The sequence below is a fragment of the Vibrio sp. 970 genome (genome assembly GCF_033339075.1).
Genome location: NZ_JAWOTW010000822.1, coordinates 1 through 517, shown reverse-complemented (window position 1 = coordinate 517; position 517 = coordinate 1). Strand labels below are relative to the sequence as shown.

The 517-nt window shown below is 43.7% G+C and carries 1 protein-coding gene; it reads right to left on the bottom strand.

The genetic code is table 11. The annotated features are described in order from the left end of the window. A partial coding sequence (locus R7Q11_RS29400) for a DUF2884 family protein (RefSeq protein WP_225467371.1) occupies nt 1-517 on the bottom strand: 517 nt, incomplete at both ends.

Genomic DNA, 517 nt, shown 5'->3' with positions numbered 1-517 from the left:
ATGTTCAGCCAGACGCTGCTCAACTTTCGCACTTAATTCTGCCATGCTTTCAGAGAGTGCTGTCAGGTTTAAACCACCCTCTTCTTTCATTTTTTTCGATAAAGCATCGAACGCGCTAGCCAGAAACTCTTTATTAAAAATCTCCTGCGCTTTTTCAAAATCTTTCGTCCAGCCCTGCGTCATCGATTCAAAGCTGTCTGCAGGCAAAATAAAATCACCATCTTTGTAATAACGAGATTGCACATCAGCAAAGAAGTCTTTAACTGCAACTTTTACGTTATCAAACGCGCCCGGCGCATCCAAACTCGCTGCCACATCGTCAATGATGTCATTGGCAAGTTCCAAGCCATCACTCGCTAACTGCTTAGCTTGAGGGATATAGGCATTCATTTTTTCGCGATATGCTTCAATCGCGGCTTTCTGATCTGCATCGAGTTCAATCAGCTCACCTTTGATGAACAAGTTATTGTCTTCGTCCACGACGGCTTTATCACCAGAAGTCTGGCGAATTTCCAAA